Below are 18347 nucleotides of genomic sequence, written 5' to 3'. Positions count from 1 at the left end.
GGGGTATGCCGGCGATCAGCGCGGGCGCGCTGCTCGCCGCCACGGACGTTCTTGCAGCACGTACAGGCGGAATCGCTCGTCGCGGTCAGCCGCACGGCGGCCCTCCCACAACTGTCGCCACTCGTACGGGGCGAGCGACAGTGGTTCGCTGTAATCCTGAGAGTCCTGACGCAGCAGCACGTCGCAATCGTCGTCGGCCGAGCCGAAGCGCATGTTGCCGAAGTAGGCGAACGACGCGAGCTGTGCGTCGCCCACCCGTGCCGTGCGGATGCAGGTGTAGTCGACCGGCAGATGCGCCGTGATTTGCGCGGCCACATCCCGATACGTTCTGCCGTAGTTCACGACCGGCAGCCAGAGCGTCATGAGCAGCACCCACATGAGCGTGGTGCCGCCGGATGAGAGCACCACGCTGCGCCACAGCACCTTCGGGCTGCGCGACACGCGCCACGCTACGAGTGCAACCCATGCGCCGGTGACGATCAGGGCGCTGATCAGCGTGATCCAGCTGAATTCCGGCTGAAAGCCCGGTACCAGACGCCGCAGGTTGCGCGCGGTCGAGGCGGGAAAGCCTGTGATGCCGGCCAGCCACACGATCCATACGAAGCCGGCCAGTACGGTAAACGAGAGCACGGCGAACCAGTCGATGGCGTTGACCGTGCCGCGTTTGAGGGTGGGCAGGCCGAATGCGGCGATGATCGACAGCGCAGGCAACACGAGCATGAAGAGCTGGTTGCCCTGGTGCGCCTGCAACACGATCAGCACGAGCAGCGTCACGGCAAAGACGAGCGAGATGGCGATGTGCGGCGCGCGTCGCATACCGCGCCACGAATACAGCGACCAGGCGGCGAGCGGCCACGCCGGCCAGGCGAACAGCGCCAGGTTCTTGGCGATGTAGCTAAGCGAGTTGAGTGTCGGACCACTGAACGCGTCGACGCCGATATCGGCCCATTCGCCGAGCCAGCGGCGCGCGCCGTCGGCAAATTTGAGGGCGGCAAGCGGCCAGGCGCAGGCGATGAGCAGGGTGATCGGTGTGGAGACCAGCAACAACATGCGCAGCGGCAGCGCCCGGCAAACGACGGCTGCGACGATGCCGGCGATCCACAGCGAGAGCGTCATCAATGGCGACGACGCGAGCGCCATGCCGCCCAGCGCGAGGCCGAACCACACGGCGCCCTGGCGCGGCTTGTCGAGGCTGCGCACCAGGCCGTAGATCGCCATCGAGATGAGCGTGAGCTGCCCCACGGTGGCTGTCGTCTCGTGACCGCGCTCGGCCAGACCGAAGCAGGCGAGCAGAATCAGCAGCGCGCCGTCAGCCAGCGTGCGGCCATAGTCGCGGGGTTCCGGCTCCCCGCCGAAGGCGTATTTGAACGGTTGGACTTCCGGGCGGCGGCCGAGCAGATAGGTGCCGTACCAGATGAACGTGCACGTCATGTAGAAGCAAAGACCCGTGACGATGCGTGCGGCGTCGGGGGCATCGAGCCACGAGAAGGCGCGGATGGCGAGCGCGCCCAGCCATGACACGAGCGGGCCGTTGTCGTAAATCGGCTTGCCGGCAATGTTCGGCAGCAGCCAGTCTGCCAGATGGCCGTGGGCCATCGTCCACATGATGCCGAACCCGGCAGCGTCTTCGTTTTTCCACGGGTCGCGACCAAACAACCCCGCCAGCACATAAATGACGCAAATGGCGATCAGCAGCGAACGCGGTAGCGCGCTGGTGGCGGAGGCGGTGATGCGAACTCGTTTCATAGGCAGTACGGCAGGACCGGCGGGATGGCCGGATCGGGAAAACTGAGGAGCGGGCCGGAATCGGCGCGCGGGCAAACTCGCGGTCAAGCCCGGAGCGAAGCTCGGTATGTCATCGCACAGGCGCACCCGGGGCACCCGGAAAAGCCGACAGTATGACAGTAACCGGTCGTGTGGCGCAGGGCAGAACCAAGAAAAAAGGGCAGCCTGAGCTGCCCTTTCCAAAGCTTTTCGCAACGCGGGGGTATTGCCCCCGATGCGCTGGCCTGCAAACGTCTGTCAGGCCCCGCATCGCGTTGCGCGGTGCGTTGTGCGGTCTATTGCCAAACTTAGGCGACCTTGCCGCCGGCGCGGGCGCCGAACTTCTTCTTGAACTTGTCGACGCGACCTTCAGCATCCATGATGCGGGTTTCGCCGGTGTAGAAGTTGTGCGATGCCGACGACGTATCCAGCTTCACGAGCGGGTATTCCTTGCCATCGACTTCGATGGTTTCCTTCGTCTGGATCGTCGAGCGCGAGATGAATTGGAAGTCGATGCCCGGGGTCATGTCCTTGAACACGACTTCGCGGTAATTCGGGTGAATGCCTTCTTTCATGATGGACCTTGAGTTAAGTCGGTAGCCAGTCTGCGCGAGCCCCTTGCCCGCTAACGCCATCGCCGTCTTGCGACGGGAAACGCGTCAACCACTTTCCGGATTTGGAAAACGCGCATTATGCCATGAAAATCCCGTTTTTCGCAAAGTTTTCATGGGGTTGCGGCAGTCCCGGGTGGCAGGGACGCCGGCCCGCCGGGCGGCGTGGGGTGCTGCGCCGCCGGATCTTGCAGGAAATAGCGCGAAAAGAGCGCGTATAAGGTCGGATATTCGTTGAGAAAGGCCTCGGGGGCGACAAAGAAGGCTTCGGTGCATACGGCGAAAAACTCCGACTCGTGCTCTGTGGCATACGGGTCGATCAGGGACGTCGACGCGAAGGCGTCCCACTCGGCGTCCGGCACATTCGCCACGTGGTGGCAGAACGCCTCGTAGGCCGGGTCGAAGACCTCGCACCATGTCCCGCTCGTCAGGTCGCCGTGCAGGCGCCGCAGCATCGGCGGCACCCCATCGGCTTCGCCGTCTTCCATATCGATCTTGTGCGCGAACTCGTGGATGACGACGTTGTACGCCAGCACGTCGCTGGCCTGCACGTCCTGCCATGACAGCACGACAGGGCCACCGTCCCACGCCTCGCCACTGGCTTCCCGCGCGACATCGTGTACGACCCCCGCTTCGTCCTGCACCGTCTTGCGGATCAGAAATTCACCCGGATACAGCACGATGCCGGTCCACCCCCGGTACAGCGCCGGCGGCAGATTGAGGATCGGCAGGCAGGCCTGAGCGGCCACGGAGACGCACATGGCGTCCGTGAGCACGAGGTCGTGCGCCGTGGAGAAGTGCTTGCCGGCCAGGAATTCGGCGGCCAATGTCCGAAGCTTGGCCAGGTCCGCAGCGCTTCGTCTGGAGAGAAATGGCAAGGCGCCCACGACCTCATGCCAGACGGCGTCGTCGATGGTCCTGGTGTGGTGGGAGAGTCCGAGGCTGGCGAGCAGAGTCTTGAGCATGACGGGCGTTGCCAAATAAGGCCGGGCGAGGTTGAGCGATGTGCAACCGCGAACGATGACGCACAAATTCTAATTTAGCTGCTTCTGGATTGCCGCAAAAATCGCCCCGCACAATGCGACGATGGCGATGAAGTGAAACCCGTCGATGAACGAGAGAAACGACGCCTGACGTTGAATCATCTGGGCAATCTGCGCGAGCGCGGCGCCGTGGGCCTGCGAGGCGGCAACGCCGGCGTGGGCGAGTGCATTGGCCAGCGACTCCAGCGTCTGGGTGAAGATCGGGTTGTAGGGGTTGGCGACTTCGGTGAGCCGGGTGCGATGCAGGGCTTCGCGATGTTGTTCGAATGCCACGATGGTGGATGCCGCGAACGAGCCCGAGAGTTGGCGAAGAATGTTCTTCAACCGATAGCCATGGACGAAACTCTCGTGATCGAAGGTGCGAAACGTCAGGTTGGCGACCGGCAGGACGGTAAAAATACCGAACACCGCCTTGAGCGCGAGCACGCCGTAGAGCTGCGACTGGCCTGCATTCGGTGGCATGGCGCCGAGCCAGAGACTGGTCGCGATCGTCATCAGGAAGCCGCTCACGATCAGCAGTTTCTTGTGCGTGATGAACTTCGCGACGCGAAAGTAGACGAGCAAGAGAATGACCGTGAGCAACGCCGAATAGCCGAGCAACTGGCCGGTGTGTTGTACCGTAAAACCGAGGCCCTGCTCGAGCAGGCGTGGCATCAGATAGCTTTGCGTGTTGGCCAGGTAGTAATAGGCCGCGTAGAGCAGCAGCCCCACCTGAAACTCGCGGCGGCGCAGCGGCTGCAAGCGGATGAACGGTGCGGGATGCTGCCACTGGTGGTAGCCGAACCACACGAGCGCGCCTACGCCAACCACCGTCAGCAGCGGGAGCGCAGGCGTTTGCAGCCACAGGGTGTAGCGCATCTCCTGGAGCACGACCTGAAACGCGCCCATGGCCAGCGCGAAGGCCATGAACGGTGCGAACGGATAGTGCCCGCCCCCCGCGCGATCGCGCAGACGGCCGACGTCGGGCACGGCGAACCAGGCCAGACCGGCGAGCAGGACGGCCGGCGCAGCGGTGCACAGGAACATTGTGCGCCAGGTGTATTCGGACACGAGCAGCCCGCCGATCAGCGGTGCTGCCGCAGACCCCGTGAACAGCAGTAGGGCGAACGTCTGGATCGTCTTGCCGCGGCGCTCCGCGGGCACGCTGACCTGCGCGAGAATGCGGCATGAGCTCATCCAGCTGCCCGCGCAAAAGCCCTGAAAGGCACGCGCGATCACGAGTTGCGTCACGCCCTCGCTGGTCCCGGCGAGGATGGCGCCGCAGGCGTACAGCAGCAACGACGCGCTGAGATAGCGGCGATAACCGATGCGCTCGACGAACCATTGCTGTTTGAGAATCGCGAGCACTGAGGCGATCCCGTACGCCGTCGTCATCCACACGAATTCCTTCGGCGATGCATCGACGCCGCCCGACACGTAAACGGCGAAGTAGACGAGCAGAGCGTTTTCGAAGAATTCGAGTCCGGGGATCAGGCCGAGGGCATAGCGATAGGCTTCCACCCGCATGGGGCGCAGCGGGTCGGCGCCGCCACCGCCGGTGCCGCCCGTGCCGCCGGACGTCGGCACGCGTGGGGGCGCGGATGCCGCGGTGGCGTTGTCTGTGGGCGGAGCGACGGATGTCATCGGGCGGGTGCGGTGCTAGGAGGATTCAAGAGCGTGTCGGGGCCGCGGCTGAGGCTGAGTCGGGAGGGCGGTTCAAGTTATCGCGAAGACGCCTTGTGCGCTTTCACCGCGCGCTCAGCCAGCAGTTCATCTGCCGGCACACCGCGCAGACGCTGCTCGATGTATTGGAGATCGTGCGCGATCTGCGCTTCGAGCTTTTCCGCCTCACGCAACTCACGTCGCACCTGCGCCGTACGCTCCCGCAATGTTTCGAGCTGTGAGGACAGCGCCTCACGCACCGCTTGCAGGTCCTCCTCGTTCATTCGGGACTTGCCCGCCTCGACCATCCGGCGAGGGCGTTTGAGCATTTCCGTGATCGCCGCAATGGAGAAACCGAGCGAGCGCATACGCAAAATGCGGCCAAACGTTGCCAGGTCGGCTTGCGTGTACATGCGGTAATGTCCGCCGCTGCGTGCGGGCACGACGAGATTCAGTTCCTCGTAATACTTCAACGTGCGGGCGGTGACGCCGAGGGCAGTCGCCGCTTGGCCGACGGTCAGCAACGCGGCGTCGTCTTCGCGTGTCTCGGAGGGCGTAGCAGCGGGAGCGTCGGAAACGAGATCTGCGGACATTGACGTGCCTCCGATCGAACGATGACCGGATGTTAGCACAACCTATACGTGCACGTATAGGTTTGGATGTCGCGAAAAATGGACGGCCCGGCGCCCCGACGTGTGAGTGTCGGGATCGCCGGGCCGGAGGGCGTCAATGTCAGGGCGGTTCAGCGCGACACCGGATGCGTCGCAGTTTCCCAGCGAATGGCGCGCACGCCGGCGGTGTCTCCCAGCGTGGAGACGAGGTGCACGAGCGCGGCGCGGCGGCCGCGATCGCATCGCAGGACATAGTCGAGTTCGAGCAGGTAGCCGCCCGAGCGGTTCGTACGGGTCGCCGTCTCGGGCGAGATCCGCTGGGTGCGCAAGGCGTTGCTTACCACCGCATCGATTGCGTCGGCCTTCGAGGCCAGGGTCAGCACCACCAGGCGGTACTGCGGCGACGCTTGCGCGGTCTGCGCCGTGGTGCGGTTCGGGGTGGCGAAGGTCGACGTCGGCGTTGGCTTCGTCGACAGGCGTGCGCGCGCACGGTCGAACAGCGAAGGGATAAGCATTTGCAGCGTCATGGTGTCCTCCTGAATCAAGGGCCTGAGACGGCGGATGCCGGGGCTTGGCGTGTGCATCGCACGTCGCGTCACGCAACGGCCGATCGCCCCGGTGGGGCAGGAAGGCGTGCGAAACCACATGCGATGCGTAAATTCGACGCAAGCGTCGGCAGGCTTTTCGCAGCCGTTGGCGCTCGACGATGACAGGTCGGACGCGTCGCGGTGCTTTGAGCGTGCCTCGTGCCGGATGAGGGATTCCATCCGTCAAACAAACGCTGAACTGCGGGTAGAGGCGGGACGCGCGGGAAGCTCAAAAAAACCTGAGAAACCTGAAAAACGCGCGAAAACCGGATCGCTGCCGGAGGTGTTGCATGGCGTGAACGCCATCGAAACTCGGTGCGATCGATGCACTACCGCTGCGGCATTGGAACCGGCAGCGGCAGTCGGTGACGACTGCGGGTTACCGGGCCAACGCGTGGTCGGACATTGCCGACGCTTGCGTGCTACTAGAGCAACTGCCCACGGAAAACTCCGTCGTAATTGGAAAGCACTGATTTTAGGGATTTAGCGCGCCTCTGTAAAGGAAGTCGCCGGGTTTCTCGCCATTTTGTCGTGAAATTGACGACATTTCTCCGAGATTTGACGATTTTTGAATGCGAATCGTCCTGCAAGGCATGTCGCTAGGTGACCTCAGTCCGGCAGCACCTTGCCGGGGTTCATCAGCCCGAGCGGATCGAGCGCGGCCTTGATCGCTCGCATCAATGCGATTTCCACGGGCGATTTGTAGTGGGCAGACGCTTCGCGCTTGAACTGACCGATGCCATGCTCGGCGCTGATCGTGCCGCGATGGGCGTGCACGCTGTCATGGACGGCCGCCGTCACCCGCGTTTGGTACTGCTTGAGAAAGGTGGGGGGATCGATGCCCTCGGGCGCCATCACGTTGTAATGCAGATTGCCGTCGCCAAGATGGCCAAATGTCACCATGCGGGCACCGGGGGCGATACGCTGCACGATCGGGTCGGTCGCGGCAATGAAGGCAGGGACTTGCGAGACCGGCACCGCGATATCGTGCTTGATGTTGAGGCCCGTTGCGGATTGCGCGAGCGGAATGCTCTCGCGCAAATGCCAGAGCGCGTTCGATTGCGCAAGACTGTTCGCGACGATGGCGTCGCGCACGATCCCTTGCGCCATCGCGGCGTCGAGCATGCGCTCCAGCAGGTCGCGCGCGTGAGACTCGCTTTCGTTGTCCGACAGTTCAAGCAACACCGACTGGGCATACGCTTGTGCAAAGGGGTAGCGCTGCTGTTCGAAAACCTGCGCCACGAGCTTCAGACAGAAATCCGACATCAGTTCGAAGCCCGTTAGCAGCGGACCGGCCATGCGTTGCGCCAGATTGAGCAGCGCGAGCGCGTGCGCCGGGCTGTCCAGCGCCGCGAGTGCGGTCATGCGAGCGGCGGGCTGGGCAAAGAGTTTGAGCGTCGCCGCTGTGATCAGGCCCAGCGTGCCTTCCGCACCGATGAAAATGTCGCGCAAATCGTAACCGGTGTTGTCCTTGCGTAAGCCGCGTAGTCCGTCCCACAACTCGCCTTGCGGCGTGACGACTTCCAGCCCGAGACATAACTCGCGGGCATTGCCGTATCGCAGCACGGCGGTGCCGCCCGCGTTCGTGGCGAGATTGCCGCCGATGGTGCAACTGCCTTCGGCGGCGAGGCTCAACGGGAAGAGGCGTTCATGGGCGGCGGCGGCGGCCTGCACGTTGGCAAGCAGGCAGCCGGCCTCGGCGGTGAGCGTCATGTTATCGGCGTCCACCTGACGGATGCGGTCCAGCCGTCGCAAACTGACGACGACCTGGCGTCCGCTCGCATCGGGCGTGGCGCCGCCGGCAAGACCGGTGTTGCCGCCTTGCGGGACCATTGGCACGCCGTGCGCAACGCACAGCCGCACGAGCGCAGCAACCTGGGCGGCGTCGGCAGGGCGCATCACGGCGAGCGCGGCGCCCACATAGCGTTTGCGTTGGTCCGTGAGGTAGCCGCTCGTGTCAGCGCTGTCTTGCAGCACGTGGTCGCGACCGAGCAAGTCGCGACAGGCGGTAAGGAAGGCTGCGTCGTTCATGGCAGGGCAGGCATCGCCACGCTTGCACTCGGGGCGTTGCGGGCATTGGGGGCACGCGAGAAGGCCGACATCGGCGGTAGAGACATGGCGTTCATCATGGGCGTTGCCGGAAACGACTACCGCGCTGCCGCCGCACGGGCTTTGGCAGCGCGTTTGAAGGGGCGCAAATAGCAGATCGTCGCCAGGAAGAAAACGAGCGAGAGTGCCGTTTCGATCCAGGCAAGCGAGGCCGACGCGCCGGTATCGGTCATGCCGCGCACCACGCCTTCGGCGAGAAACAGCAGGATGAACATGCTCGACCACTGGAGGGTGTAGAGATTACCGCGCAGCACGCCGCGCAACGGCAACAGCAGCAATACGGCCTTGAGTACGAGCCATGAGCCGCCCGGGCGCAGCGGCGCCAGCCACAGCTCCCACGCCACCGACAACGCAATCAGCGCCAGCAGACTCGCAACGCTTACCTGCCGCAGCCACCGCGCATTGGGCGAATCGGCGTTCGGTCTGTGAGTGTTGTTTTGTACTGCTTCATGCGACGGATCGGGGGGGGTAGCAGTCATTGGCTTGCCTCTGGGGCTGATATTCTGGGGCCGGTCATTTGGCGTCGATACTACTGCGCGCTGACGGGCGAGCCGAAAGCGGGGAGGGGGCCGGCAGAAAGCGACGCATTGCCCCTCTCCGATCTGCGCGCCGATCCGGTATTCGCCACCCCATTCGCTCGGACAGTCGACGCGATCGAGATCGACAGGGATGTCGACACGTCGTGAATGCTCATTCTGCCAGTTTGCAGGCGGCGCGTGCGAGTCGGGCGCCGAGTGCCGTTGCAAGTTGACGTTCGTCCGCCGAGAGCGGGTTGCCGTCATGGGCGAAGTGGGTTGCGCCGTAAGGCGAGCCACCGGTACGCGTGCTGGAGAGCGCGGGTTCGGTGTACGGCAGCCCCATGAGCAACATGCCGTGGTGCAGCAGCGGAATCATCATCGACAGCAGCGTGCTTTCCTGCCCGCCGTGCAGGCTCGCGCTGGACGTAAACACGCAGGCCGGCTTGCCCGCGAGGGCGCCTGACAACCACTGCGGCGTGGTGCCGTCGAGGAAGTACTTCAAGGCCGCGGCCATATTGCCGAAGCGGGTGGGGGAGCCGAGTGCGAGACCGGCACACGCTTCGAGATCGTGCAACTCCACATAAGGCGGGCCGGTATCGGGAATGTCCGGTGCACTGGCTTCGCATACCGTGGACACCGCCGGCACGGTGCGCACGCGCGCCTGAGCGCCCGGCACGCTGTCGATACCGGCTGCGATGCACTGAGCGAGTTGAGCGGTCGTGCCATGACGGCTGTAGTACAGGACAAGGATTTCGGTCATGAAGGTGATTCGATCGGTAAACCAATCGGTCGATCGGTCAGGGACGGGCCGAAAGTCGGGCACTCGGGCGGCAAACGCGCCAAAACCTTGTGTCCGGAGTGAAAAGCCCGCGAAAAGTGCGGGTATTATAGGGGGTTCCCAATGGTGTGACGCCTTGAAAAAGAGCGGCGAAGCGCGAAGCGTGGCGTGCCTGAGGACATGTCTCGTGGTCTTCCGACTTCCGGGACATGCCGATCCCGCGCTTGCTGTGCCGGCGCGTCGCGCTCATGTTGGACCCATGTTCTCGCCGAGGAGCCCGATTTGCGCAAATTGTCCCGCATCAACTGGAGTCACGTTCGCCAACTGCTGAGGTACGCGCTCACGCGTGCGCAGGACGATCGGATTCCGCAAGTGGCGGGCAGTCTGACGTTCACGTCGATCCTGTCGATCGTGCCGCTGTTCGCCGTGACGTTCGCCTTGTTCACCGCGTTTCCGATCTTCAATTCGTTCCGCGACGCCTTGCAGGGCTTCCTGCTTGAGCATCTGATGCCCGAAAGCGTCAACGCGCAGATCTTCAGCTATCTCAATCAGTTCGCGTCGAAGGCGACGAGCCTGACGGCGTTCGGCCTGATTGGTTTGCTGGTGACCGCCGTGCTGACCTTGATGACGATCGAATCGGCCTTCAATGTGATCTGGCGCGTGCCGCGTCCGCGTCCTCTGGCCCAGCGGCTATTGATTTACTGGAGCCTGCTCACGCTCGGGCCCCTACTCTTTGGCGTGAGCCTGTCGATCAGTTCGTACGTCTTTACGCAGTCGATGTCGCTCGTGAGCACGCTACCCCCGGCCGTGGCCTCGATGCTGAGCCTGATCCCGCTGGCACTGACGAGCGTGGCTTTCATGCTGATGTACGTCTACATGCCGAACTGCAAGGTGGATTGGCGCGACGCGCTCGTCGGCGGTGTGGTGGCCGCCCTGGCTTTCGATCTGACCAAGCGCGGCTTCGGCCTGTATATCCGTCAGTTTCCGACATATACCGCTGTCTACGGCGCATTCGCCGCGGTACCGATCTTTTTGCTGTGGATTTACCTGTCGTGGCTCGTAGCGCTCGCCGGCGCCACGATTACGTCGGTGCTGCCGGCATTGCGCCTGGGGCATTTTCAATACCCGCGCTTTCCGGGAAGCGATCTGCTCGACGGCCTCACACTCATCCATCTGCTCAATCAGGACCGCGAGGCGGGCGGCGCAGGCTATACGGCTCAGCAACTGGCGCGCCTGATGAGAACGAGTCTGGAGCATGTCGGCGACTTGCTGGGCCGGCTAGAGCGCATGGGCTGGGTCGGACGTCTCACCATGCAACCGCCCGCCGAACGCTGGCTGTTGTTGACCAACCCTCGCACGACAACGCTCTCGCCGCTCGTGGCCCAACTCGCGCTCAATGTCGACGAACTGGCGCGGCAAATGGAGCGCCATGCGCTGGACGGCGCGCATGTGGCCGAGATCCTCCGTGAAGGGAAGTGGGACGTTCCCCTGGCCGATGCGCTGCCTCGCGATGTTTCGGTGGATGATGCCGATGTCGATGAAGCGGCCGGCGCTGGCGCCCCCACCGACGCCGGTATCCACCGGGACGGACCGTCCGGCCCGACGACACGCTAAAGCTTGATGCGCCCCACGCAGATGTCGCGAAACATTACCCAGTCGCCCATCAGGCTGTAAATCGGGTGGCGAAACGTGGCCGGTCGGTTTTTTTCGAAGAAGAAATGGCCGACCCACGCGAACGCGTAACCACAGACGAGCGCAGCGAGTAGCCACCAGGCGTTGCCCGTAAGCGCGAACGTGACCAGAAACGCGATGACACCCCACGAGCCGACGAAATGCAGGCGTCGGCAGGTGACATTCCGGTGCTCACCGAGATAGAACGGGTAAAAATCCGCAAACCGTTCGAAGGTTTGCGTGGCCGACGGGGGATCCCGTTTTTCACGTTCACCCTGGTTCATGGCAACCCTCCTTGTCCTGTCCGCTGAATCGAGACGTTGACGCGCTCGGTCTCGCTCGCCTTCGCTCACTGACACCCACTTTCGCCCGGTTTGGCTCAATCCCGCATGAAGCGCTTGAGCGCGTCGAGCAGCGCGTCGGGCTGTTCCGTCATGATGGCGTGGCCGGCGTCGACGATCTGCGTCGTGACCGGCACACCGGCCTCGCGCAAGGCGTCGAGCAGCGCCTGGGCAGCGCGAGGCGGTGTCATCTGATCGCGTTTTCCGAGCACGGCAAGCACCGGACACCGGATGCCGGCGGCGACGTCCGTGCCCCGGTCATAGCCGTTGCACGCTTCAAAATCCGTGAGAAACACCTTCGCAGGGTTGCGTTGCGCAACGCGCTCCATCAGCCGTTGATTCCCGCCCCACGTCCAGAATCCCGGCCCCGGCGCCGACGGCTTGGCCGCCAGCGTGCTGTGCGACCAGGCATTGACCATCGCAATGGCGCTCGACTCGCGCTCGGCGGCGGCTTCCAGCAACGTGTCGGAGACCTTCATCGGGTAAGCGGTGCCCACGAGCGCGATGCGCGTGACGCGCTCGGCATGCCGCGCCGCTGCATCCAGCGCGATCAGCGAGCCCATGCTGTGGCCGACCCATGCGGCGGTGTCGATGCCCGCCGCGTCCATCACCGCGACCACGCAATCGGCCATCTCGCCGATCGATTTGAGCGGCGCACCGGTGCTTCGATGATGGCCGGGAAGGTCAAGCGCGAGCACGTTCATGCCGTGATGCGCCAGATAGCGGCTCTGCAGCGCCCAGACGCTGTGATCGTGCTGAGCGCCGTGAAGGAAGACGACCGTCGGCTGTGTCCGAAGCAACGGTTTTCCGCCGGTGTAAGCGTAGACGTTATGACCTGCGATTTCGAAATTCATCGACCTTGCCCCTTCGACGCCGGCTTGACTGCCGCTTTCAGGCCCCGCTTGAGATCCTGAATCAGGTCGTCGGGGTCTTCGAGTCCGATGGACAGGCGCACCGTGCCTTCGCCGATGCCTGCGCCCGCGAGTGCGGCGGCGTCCATGCGGAAGTGGGTCGTGGACGCCGGGTGAATGACCAGCGAGCGCGCGTCGCCAACATTGGCCAGATGCGAGAACAACTGCAACGCCTCGATGAAGCGTCGACCGGCTTCACGGTCGCCCTTGAGATTGAAGCTGAACACGGCACCCGCGCCGCGCGGCAGCAGGCGTTTTGCCAGCGCGTAGTCGGGATGAGACGGCAACTCCGGGTAGGCGACGCTTGCCACGGCCTCATGATCGGCCAGAAATTCGACGACCCGGCGCGCGTTGTCGACGTGACGCGCCATGCGAAGCGGCAGCGTCTCGACCCCTTGCAGCAACTGCCATGCCGCTTGCGGATGCAGGCATGCGCCGAAGTCGCGCAGTCCTTCACGGCGAGCACGTAACAGGAATGGCGCGACGGAGCTCTCCTCGGCGAACACCATGCCGTGGAAACCTTCGTATGGCTCGGTCAGCTCGGGAAATTTGCCGCTTTTCTCGAAATCGAACGTGCCGCCATCGACAAGCACACCGCCAATGGTCGTGCCATGTCCCCCCAGAAACTTGGTCGCCGAGTGATACACGAGGTCCGCACCGTGCTCGAACGGCTGGATCAGCCATGGCGTGGTGAAGGTGCTGTCGACGAGCAAAGGCACGCCCGCGTCGTGTGCGATGGCACTGACCTGCGCGATGTCGAGCACATCCAACCCAGGATTGCCGAGCGTCTCGCCGAAGAACAGCCGGGTTTCCGGCCGCACGGCGGCGCGCCAGGCATCCGGATCGCCGGGACGCACGAATGTCGTCTCGATGCCGAATCGGCGCAACGTGTAATGGAGCAGGTTGTGTGAACCGCCGTAGAGCGCGCTCGACGCGACGATGTGCGAACCGGCGCCCATCAGCGTGGCGATTGCCAGATGCAATGCCGCTTGTCCGCTTGCCGTTGCAATCGCGCCAACGCCGTTTTCCAGCGCGGCCATGCGCTCTTCGAAGACCGCGTTCGTCGGATTGGAGATGCGCGAATAGACGTGCCCGGCGCGCTCCATATTGAACAGTGCAGCCGCCTGATCGGCATCGGAAAAGACGAACGAGGTGGTCTGATAGATCGGCGTGGCACGTGCCCCGGTGGCTGGGTCGGGAGCCGCCCCGGCGTGCAGGGCGAGCGTGTCGAAGTGCGGAACTGACATGTCGGAGAGGGCCTCGCTGAGAGTGTGAAGTGGATCCGAACGACGGGCGCACGATCGGCAGACAACATCCCCCTGGCGGCGCGCGACAAGCGCGCAGTGGGCAGGTGAGCGACGCCGATCCGGCCTGCCCGGCTAATGCACGGCGCAGACTTTACGTATACGGCAATCCTAGCACCACCCTTGGGCGGGACGGCAGGCTTTGTGAGGTTCGTCAGGGAAATTGCGGTGTTGTCCGATGTCCGGGATAAGGCGTTGTCTGACGCCACGCGCAGAATCGGCCGAAAACCCGCATCGCACGGTCATGCGGGCGCCGTTCGCCTTTCCTTTTCGGACGCTTTCCGATAGCATCCATCGAACAGGTTCCAATCGCCATTTGACGCGGAGACAGCGGGCGTACGCGTTGGCGTTCCGTCTCGCAAGCCGAAGTCCGGCGGCATTCGGCGGCGTTCGGCGGCAGCGTTCCGCTACGTTCGCCCGAGCAACACAAAGAGGAGTGTGTGCCATGCGTGTGTCTGACATCCTGAAAGTGAAGGGCAACACCCTTTTCACCGTCACCCCGGAAACTTCGCTGGCCGATGCCGTCGACACGATGGCCGAGCACGACATCGGTTCACTCGTCGTGATGGAGTACGGCGACCTCGTGGGCATGCTCACGTTCCGCGAAATCATCAATACGATCAGCAAGAACGGCGGCACGGTCGGCACGTCCACGATTCGCAAGATCATGGACGACCATCCGCTTACCTGCACACCCGAGACCGACGTCAACGAAGTGCGTCGCATGATGCTCGAGCGTCACGCACGTTATTTGCCGGTCATGGAGAGCCGCACGCTCATGGGCGTGATTTCCTTCTACGATGTGGCCCGCGCCGTTGTCGAAGAACAATCCTTCGAGAACCGCATGCTCAAGGCCTACATTCGCGACTGGCCGGCCGAGGAAGCGGAAAACGCAAAGTGAGCGAGGCCAGTCAGCGCGAGGCTCGCGGCGACGGCCATCAATCACGACTGCTGAGGGAACGCCGGTTCGCACCGTTCTTCTGGACGCAGTTCCTGGGCGCGATGAACGACAACGTGTTCAAGATTGCGTTCACTTCGCTGGTCACCTACCACGCATCGTTGTTTCAGGACGTCGATGGCAAGACTGCGGCGTTCCTCATCTCCGCCATATTCATTGCGCCGTTCCTGCTGTTTTCCGCAACGAGCGGTCAGATCGCCGACAAGTGGGACAAGGCGCGCCTGATCCGATTCGTCAAAACGCTCGAGATCGCCATCATGGTGGTCGGTGCGGGCGGGTTCGTCTGGACGAGCGCGCCACTGCTTTACCTCTGCACCTTCCTCATGGGGCTGCATTCGACGCTGTTCGGGCCGGTGAAGTACGCCTACCTGCCTCAGCATCTCGCTAACCATGAGTTGGTGGGCGGCAATGGGCTCGTGGAGATGGGCACCTTTGTCGCGATCCTCGTCGGCACGATCATCGGAGGCGAGATGGCAGCGCACGGTGGCGGCGCATTGCCCTGGATCGGAGGTGTCTGCGTAGCGCTGGCCGTGCTGGGACGACTCGTGGCGACGTGGGTGCCGCAAACGCCAGCGGCGCAACCGGATCTGCGAATCAACTGGAATCCGTTCACCGAGACGTGGAGGAATCTGCGCATTGCACGGACCGACCGTGCGGTATTTCAGAGTCTGCTCGGTATCTCGTGGCTCTGGTTTCTCGGTGCGACTTTCCTCGCCTCATTTTTCAATTTTGCGCGAGACGTGCTCGGCGCGAACCCGGATGTCGTCACGCTGCTGCTTGCCATGTTTTCGGTGGGCATCGGCGCCGGGGCGCTGCTATGTGAGCGTCTGTCGGGGGGCAAGGTGGAAATCGGGCTGGTGCCGTTCGGGTCGATCGGCATGACCGTGTTCGCCGTCGACCTGTATTTTGCGAGCCGGGGCGGGGTTGGCGGCCCCGCGTTGCAAAGCGTCGGGCAGTTCATCGCGCAGCCGGGACACTGGCGCATTCTGGCGGATCTGTTTCTGCTGGCCATGTTCGGCGGATTCTACAGCGTGCCGTTGTATGCCTTGATCCAGAGCCGCAGCAAGTCGTCGCATCGTGCGCGCATCATTGCGGCCAACAATATTCTTAACGCGCTGTTCATGGTCGTGTCCGCGCTCATGGCGATGGTGCTCACCAAAGCGGGACTTACCATCGATCAGTTGTATCTCGTGACCGGAATTCTGAATGCGCTGGTCGCAGTTTATCTGTACACGCTGCTGCCCGAGTTCCTGATTCGGTTCGTGATGTGGCTGATGCTTCACACTGTCTACCGGATCGACGTCAAGGGGGCAGATCAGATTCCCGGCGAGGGGCCGTGCGTGCTGGTGTGCAATCACGTGAGCTTTGCCGATGCGGTGGTGATCGGTGCATCGATTCGGCGGCCGGTTCGCTTCGTGATGGACCAGCGGATTTTCCAAATCCCGGTGCTGTCCTGGTTCTTCCGTACCGTTGGGGCCATTCCCATTGCGCCCGCCCGCGAGGACGCGGCGGGTCTGGCGCGCGCTTACGAACAAATTGCCAAGGCGCTCGATGCGGGCGAAGTGGTTTGCATCTTTCCGGAGGGCAAACTGACCGCCTCAGGCGAGTTGCAAGCGTTCCGGCAAGGCGTGCAACGCATTATCGAGCGTTCGCCGGTGCCGGTGGTGCCGATGGCGTTGCGCGGGCTATGGGGAAGCTTTTTCTCGCGACATGGCGGGGCGGCGATGACCCGCCCGTTCAAGCGCGGCATCCTGAATCGGCTCGAACTGGTGATCGGAGAACCGGTCGCGCCAGCCCTGGCCACGCCGGAGTCGCTGCGCGACAAGGTGCTCAAGCTTCGCGGCCCCTGGCCGGTATAATGGTCACTTTCCGTCACACCCCACTCTGATCCCGTATGTCTGGCAATACGCTTGGAACCCTGTTTACCGTCACCACTTTCGGCGAATCGCATGGACCGGCCATCGGCTGCGTGATCGATGGATGCCCGCCGGGAATGGCGCTTACGGAAGCCGACATTCAGGTCGAACTGGATCGCCGCCGTCCTGGCACGTCGCGTCACGTCACGCAGCGTAACGAACCGGACGCCGTCGAGATTCTGTCCGGGGTGTTCGAGGGCGTGACGACAGGCACGCCCATCGCGCTGCTCATCCGCAATACTGATCAGCGCAGCAAGGATTACGGCAATATCGTCCAGACGTTCCGCCCGGGCCATGCCGACTACACTTACCTGCAGAAATACGGCGTGCGCGATTATCGTGGCGGTGGCCGTTCGTCGGCACGCCTCACGGCGCCGGTCGTGGCGGCCGGGGCGGTCGCGAAAAAGTGGCTGGCCGAGCGCTACGGTGTCCAGATTCGCGGCTGCATGACGCAACTCGGGGACATTGAGATTCCGCAAACCGATTGGTCGCAGGTGTCGCAGAACCCGTTTTTCGCGGCGAACGCGGAAGTTGTGCCGCAGTTGGAAACCTACATGGACGACCTGCGCAAAGCCGGCGATTCCGTCGGCGCGAAGCTCCGCGTGATCGCGACCGGTGTTCCGGTCGGCCTGGGGGAGCCGCTGTTCGACCGGCTGGATGCCGATATTGCCCACGCCATGATGGGGCTCAATGCAGTCAAGGGCGTCGAGATCGGCGCCGGATTTCGCAGCGTGACGCAAAAGGGATCCGAGCATGGTGACGAACTGACGCCGCAAGGCTTCATCGGCAATAACGCGGGCGGTATCCTCGGCGGCATTTCGACCGGCCAGGACATCGACGTCGCGATCGCCATCAAGCCGACGTCGAGCATTCGTACGCCGCGTCAGTCGATCGACGTGACGGGGCAACCGGCGACGGTGGAAACATTTGGTCGTCACGATCCTTGCGTGGGCATTCGTGCGACGCCAATTGCCGAGTCGCTGCTGGCGCTCGTGCTGATCGACCATGCGTTGCGTCACCGTGCCCAATGTGGCGACGTTCAAGTGACGACGCCGGTGATTCCGGGGCGCGCGCCGGAGTGACTGCGCCGGGCCGACGTTCGTGGGCCAACACCAAGCGTCAAGGCAAAACGCCAGACAGCGACTGTCTGGCGTTTTTCATGTCCGGTTGTTCGCGGGCTTCACTCGCGGCATTGCGTGATGGGTTGTTCGCCCTTGGCCGTGGATAGCGTGCCTTCGGAGCCTTTGCTCCACCAGATGAGCGTTCGTCCGACGTGCTTTTCGCCGCTCGCTGCGCGGGCGGGTTTGAGCACCTCGCGTTTGCCCATCCAATAGAGCGTCACGTCGCCGCCGAGGTTGTGATCGTCGTAGACGACCACGGCGACGTGCTTGTTATCGCACAGGTAGCTCACCGTCTTCGCCTGTGCGGCGCCACCTGCAAAAGCAAGCGCGCCTGCAAGTGCGCCTGCGAGCCATGCTCGCGGCATTCCTTTGGTGACTTTCGACATCATGCCTCCTTGCTTTCGGCGTGGATTCGAAGGGGATTCGACACACACATCGCGGGCAAGTCGCCCAAACAAAAACC

At 63.5% G+C, this 18347-nt stretch carries 17 protein-coding genes; 4 read left to right on the top strand and 13 right to left on the bottom strand.

The window, feature by feature from the left end; all coding sequences use genetic code 11:
• Positions 1-15: 15 nt before the first annotated feature.
• From UC34_RS15000 to wrbA, 9 genes are all read right to left on the bottom strand, one after another.
• A complete protein-coding gene (locus tag UC34_RS15000; protein ID WP_044456173.1) occupies positions 16-1746 on the bottom strand; it encodes an ArnT family glycosyltransferase in 1731 nt (576 codons plus the stop codon).
• 326 nt (positions 1747-2072) lie between these two features.
• Complete coding sequence (locus UC34_RS14995) at positions 2073-2339, bottom strand: type B 50S ribosomal protein L31 (protein ID WP_044456172.1); 267 nt, start codon at positions 2337-2339, stop codon at positions 2073-2075.
• A 149-nt stretch (positions 2340-2488) separates the two neighbouring features.
• The gene (locus UC34_RS14990; protein WP_084070682.1) at positions 2489-3340 is read right to left on the bottom strand and encodes a M90 family metallopeptidase; all 852 of its coding nucleotides are present in this window, start codon (positions 3338-3340) and stop codon (positions 2489-2491) included.
• 69 nt (positions 3341-3409) lie between these two features.
• Complete coding sequence (locus tag UC34_RS14985; protein ID WP_052811075.1) at positions 3410-5041, bottom strand: MFS transporter; 1632 nt, start codon at positions 5039-5041, stop codon at positions 3410-3412.
• A 77-nt stretch (positions 5042-5118) separates the two neighbouring features.
• A complete protein-coding gene (locus UC34_RS14980) occupies positions 5119-5652 on the bottom strand; it encodes a MerR family transcriptional regulator (protein WP_084070680.1) in 534 nt (177 codons plus the stop codon).
• Positions 5653-5801: 149 nt separating this feature from the next.
• Positions 5802-6197 carry a hypothetical protein gene (locus UC34_RS25430; RefSeq protein ID WP_157123202.1) on the bottom strand — a complete coding sequence of 132 codons (396 nt, stop codon included), beginning with the start codon at positions 6195-6197 and terminating at the stop codon, positions 5802-5804.
• Positions 6198-6866: 669 nt separating this feature from the next.
• Entirely contained in the window at positions 6867-8288 is a 1422-nt protein-coding gene (locus UC34_RS14970; protein ID WP_044456170.1) for an FAD-binding oxidoreductase, read from the bottom strand.
• Between the two features lie 116 nt (positions 8289-8404).
• A complete protein-coding gene (locus UC34_RS14965; protein ID WP_084070679.1) occupies positions 8405-8845 on the bottom strand; it encodes a DUF2069 domain-containing protein in 441 nt (146 codons plus the stop codon).
• Positions 8846-9056: 211 nt separating this feature from the next.
• Positions 9057-9644, bottom strand: a complete 588-nt coding sequence (gene wrbA / locus UC34_RS14960) for an NAD(P)H:quinone oxidoreductase (protein WP_044456169.1) — start codon at positions 9642-9644, stop codon at positions 9057-9059.
• 300 nt (positions 9645-9944) lie between these two features.
• On the opposite strand from wrbA, the gene UC34_RS14955 reads away from it, so the two are divergent.
• Entirely contained in the window at positions 9945-11276 is a 1332-nt protein-coding gene (locus UC34_RS14955; RefSeq protein WP_084070677.1) for a YihY family inner membrane protein, read from the top strand.
• On the opposite strand, the gene UC34_RS14950 is transcribed toward UC34_RS14955, so the two are convergent.
• From UC34_RS14950 to UC34_RS14940, 3 genes are all read right to left on the bottom strand, one after another.
• Positions 11273-11617 carry an Mpo1-like protein gene (locus tag UC34_RS14950; protein WP_044456168.1) on the bottom strand — a complete coding sequence of 115 codons (345 nt, stop codon included), beginning with the start codon at positions 11615-11617 and terminating at the stop codon, positions 11273-11275. The genes UC34_RS14955 and UC34_RS14950 overlap by 4 nt on opposite strands.
• 95 nt (positions 11618-11712) lie before the next feature.
• A complete protein-coding gene (locus UC34_RS14945) occupies positions 11713-12528 on the bottom strand; it encodes an alpha/beta fold hydrolase (RefSeq protein WP_044456167.1) in 816 nt (271 codons plus the stop codon).
• On the bottom strand, positions 12525-13832 hold the full coding sequence (locus UC34_RS14940; RefSeq protein WP_044456166.1) for an O-acetylhomoserine aminocarboxypropyltransferase: 1308 nt from the start codon (positions 13830-13832) through the stop codon (positions 12525-12527). Before UC34_RS14940 ends, UC34_RS14945 begins: the two co-directional genes overlap by 4 nt.
• A gap of 502 nt (positions 13833-14334) precedes the next feature.
• Between UC34_RS14940 and UC34_RS14935 the strand changes: the two genes are divergently transcribed.
• From UC34_RS14935 to aroC, 3 genes are read left to right on the top strand one after another with little or no spacing between them, the layout of a single operon-like run.
• On the top strand, positions 14335-14790 hold the full coding sequence (locus UC34_RS14935) for a CBS domain-containing protein (RefSeq protein WP_044456165.1): 456 nt from the start codon (positions 14335-14337) through the stop codon (positions 14788-14790).
• Positions 14787-16706 (top strand): MFS transporter, encoded by a 1920-nt coding sequence (locus tag UC34_RS14930; RefSeq protein ID WP_044456164.1) that lies wholly within the window; start codon positions 14787-14789, stop codon positions 16704-16706. Before UC34_RS14935 ends, UC34_RS14930 begins: the two co-directional genes overlap by 4 nt.
• A gap of 35 nt (positions 16707-16741) precedes the next feature.
• Positions 16742-17845, top strand: a complete 1104-nt coding sequence (gene aroC / locus UC34_RS14925; RefSeq protein ID WP_044456163.1) for a chorismate synthase — start codon at positions 16742-16744, stop codon at positions 17843-17845.
• A gap of 98 nt (positions 17846-17943) precedes the next feature.
• Here aroC and UC34_RS14920 read toward each other — a convergent pair whose 3' ends face one another.
• The gene (locus tag UC34_RS14920) at positions 17944-18273 is read right to left on the bottom strand and encodes an MliC family protein (RefSeq protein WP_044456162.1); all 330 of its coding nucleotides are present in this window, start codon (positions 18271-18273) and stop codon (positions 17944-17946) included.
• Positions 18274-18347 lie beyond the last annotated feature (74 nt).

It is taken from the genome of Pandoraea vervacti, from assembly GCF_000934605.2.
Lineage (GTDB): Bacteria > Pseudomonadota > Gammaproteobacteria > Burkholderiales > Burkholderiaceae > Pandoraea > Pandoraea vervacti.
The sequence above is the reverse complement of the archived record's forward strand: the minus strand, read 5'-3'. Positions and strand labels throughout refer to the sequence as shown.